At 63.6% G+C, this 2545-nt stretch carries 3 protein-coding genes and 1 tRNA gene; all 4 read right to left on the reverse strand.

From position 1 onward, the window contains the following. On the reverse strand, window positions 1–507 hold a 507-nt coding region (gene pth / locus AC1DOC_RS28925; protein WP_478131047.1), incomplete at its 3' end, for an aminoacyl-tRNA hydrolase. Between the two features lie 73 nt (window positions 508–580). Then, on the reverse strand, window positions 581–1255 hold the full coding sequence (locus AC1DOC_RS28930; protein ID WP_015867116.1) for a 50S ribosomal protein L25/general stress protein Ctc: 675 nt from the start codon (window positions 1253–1255) through the stop codon (window positions 581–583). 96 nt (window positions 1256–1351) lie between these two features. Continuing rightward, window positions 1352–2323: a ribose-phosphate pyrophosphokinase gene (locus tag AC1DOC_RS28935; RefSeq protein WP_015867115.1), complete on the reverse strand. Its 972-nt coding sequence runs from the start codon at window positions 2321–2323 to the stop codon at window positions 1352–1354. Between the two features lie 139 nt (window positions 2324–2462). Continuing rightward, window positions 2463–2539: transfer RNA gene (locus tag AC1DOC_RS28940), tRNA-Gln, on the reverse strand. Between the last annotated feature and the right edge of the window lie 6 nt (window positions 2540–2545).

Here is a 2545-nt window from a genome sequence, read left to right on the forward strand (position 1 = left end):
GTGCAGCGTGCGCACGATGGCGTCCTCGATGGCTTCGCGCTGCTCCTTGAGCGGCTTCTTGAGCACCCAGTTGATGACCTCCGACTTCACGCCGGGGTGTCCGATGCCCAGGCGCAGGCGCCAGTAGTCGCCGGTGCCCAGTTGTGCATGGATGTCGCGCAGGCCGTTGTGGCCCGCGTGGCTGCCGCCGAACTTGAGCTTGGCCTGGCCGGGCACCACGTCGAGCTCGTCGTGCACCACGAGGATTTCCTCGGGCGCGATCTTGAAGAAGCGCGCGAGCGCGCCCACCGACTTGCCCGACAGGTTCATGAAGGTCTGCGGCTCCAGCAGCCAGACGCTCTGCCCGCCGATGCTCGTGCGTGCCGCAAGGCCGTGGTAGCTGCGCTCGGGCACGAGATTGAGCTTCCAGTCGCGCGCCAGGGCGTCGATCCACCAGAAGCCGGCGTTGTGCCGGGTGGCTTCGTATTCAGGCCCCGGATTCCCGAGGCCGACAAACAGCTTGATCATGAGGGAATTATCTCGCCGCCCAAAAAGCAGAAGGCCCGCACGCGGCGGGCCTTCTGCAGGGATGCGAGAGAAATTACTTCTTCGCGGCGGGCTTTGCCGTCTTGGCGGCAGGCTTGCCACCGGCTGCTGCTGCTGCTGCGCCTTCGGCAGGTGCTGCGCCTTCGGCGGCGGGTGCCGGCTCTTCGGAGACCAGCGGCGGCACGGCCGACACGATGACCGGGTTCAGCTTGCCGTGGCTCACGAACTTCACGCCCTTGGGCAGCTTGATGTCGTTGACGTGCAGCGTGGCGTTCTTCTTGAGGCCCGAGAGGTCCACTTCGATGAACTCGGGGAGGTCGGCCGGCAGGCAGCTCACTTCGAGTTCGGTCATGACGTGCGTCACGAGGTTGTGGTCGAGCTTGACGGCGTCGGACTCTTCTTCACCCTTGTAGTGAAGCGGCACCTTCATGTGCATGCGGGTCTTGGCGTCCACGCGCTGGAAGTCGATGTGCTGCACCAGCTGGCGGAACGGGTGGTACTGCACGTCGCGCAGCAGCACCTTGCTGGTGGCGCCGCCGAGTTCCATTTCGAGGATCGACGAGTGGAAGGCTTCCTTCTTGAGGGCGTGCCACAGCGCATTGTGATCGAGCTCGATCAGCTGGGGCTTGCCTTCACCACCGTAGACGATACCGGGCGTCTTGCCCGAGATGCGGAGACGGCGGCTCGCACCCGTGCCCTGCTTGGCGCGCTCAAAAGCGACGAATTTCATAACAACTCCTGTGAGAGTCCACCGCGACCAGTGCGACTCCGGTTCAACAAGGGCGCCGTTCCAACAAAGGAAGGTGGCGCCCGCTTTTTGCCCAGATCAGAACAGGTTGTCCTGGTCCGAGAACAAACTCATCACCGACTCGCCCTTGGCAATGCGCTGGATCGTTTCGGCGATCAGCGGTGCCACGGAGAGCTGGCGGACCTTTCCGCACGCCAGGGCGCCGTCGGAAAGGGGAATGGTGTTGGTCACGACCACTTCGTCGAGCGCGGAGTGGGTGATGCGCTCGATGGCCGGGCCCGAGAAGATCGGGTGCGTGCAATAGGCGTAGACGCTTTTCGCACCGCGCTCCTTGAGCACTTCGGCCGCCTTCACCAGCGTGCCGGCGGTGTCGATCATGTCGTCCATGATCACGCAGTTGCGGCCGTCGATCTCGCCGATCACGTTCATGACCTCGCTCACGTTGGCCTTGGGGCGGCGCTTGTCGATGATGGCGAGGTCGCAGTTCAGCTGCTTGGCCAGTGCGCGGGCGCGCACCACGCCGCCGACGTCGGGCGAGACCACGATCAGATCTTCGTAGTTCTTCTGGCGCAGGTCGCCCAGCAGCACCGGCGACGCATAGATGTTGTCGACCGGAATGTCGAAGAAGCCCTGGATCTGGTCGGCGTGCAGGTCCATCGTGAGCACGCGCTCGACGCCCACGGTTTCGAGCAGGTTGGCCACCACCTTGGCCGAGATCGGCACGCGGCTCGAACGCGGGCGGCGGTCCTGGCGGGCATAGCCGTAGTAGGGAATCACCGCGCTGATCCGCTCGGCCGAGGCGCGCTTGAGCGCGTCGACCATGATCAGCAGTTCCATCAGGTTCTCGTTGGTCGGTGCGCAGGTCGACTGCACCACGAACACATCGCGCGCCCGGACGTTCTGGTTGATCTCGACGGTGACTTCGCCGTCGGAGAAGCGTCCAACGCGCGCGGCACCCAGCGAGGTCCCGAGGTTCTGCGCGATTTCTGCGGCAAGGCCAGGATTGGCATTGCCGGTGAAAACCATGAAATCAGGGTGATTAGCCTGCATGAGCGCGTCCCGGCAGTGCGAATTGGCTTTTAGGAAGCCGCCAAAGAGTTCGAGTCGTGGCAGCCCGAGGGCTGTCGATTATTGCAGCGGGCATGCTGCAAAAGAAGCACTGCGGCCGGTGGGCCGCAGTTTGAAAATTTGGCAGGGGAGAAAGGATTCGAACCTTTGCATGCTGGAATCAAAATCCAGTGCCTTAACCAGCTTGGCGACTCCCCTACACGG

The sequence above is a fragment of the Variovorax sp. 01T439_2 genome, from assembly GCF_056398445.1.

Excerpts from the sequence above, each read along its gene's own strand:
- AC1DOC_RS28930 (WP_015867116.1), bottom strand. The coding sequence starts at position 1,255 with ATGAAATTCGTCGCTTTTGAGCGCGCCAAGCAGGGCACGGGTGCGAGC.
- AC1DOC_RS28935 (WP_015867115.1), bottom strand. The coding sequence starts at position 2,323 with ATGCAGGCTAATCACCCTGATTTCATGGTTTTCACCGGCAATGCCAAT.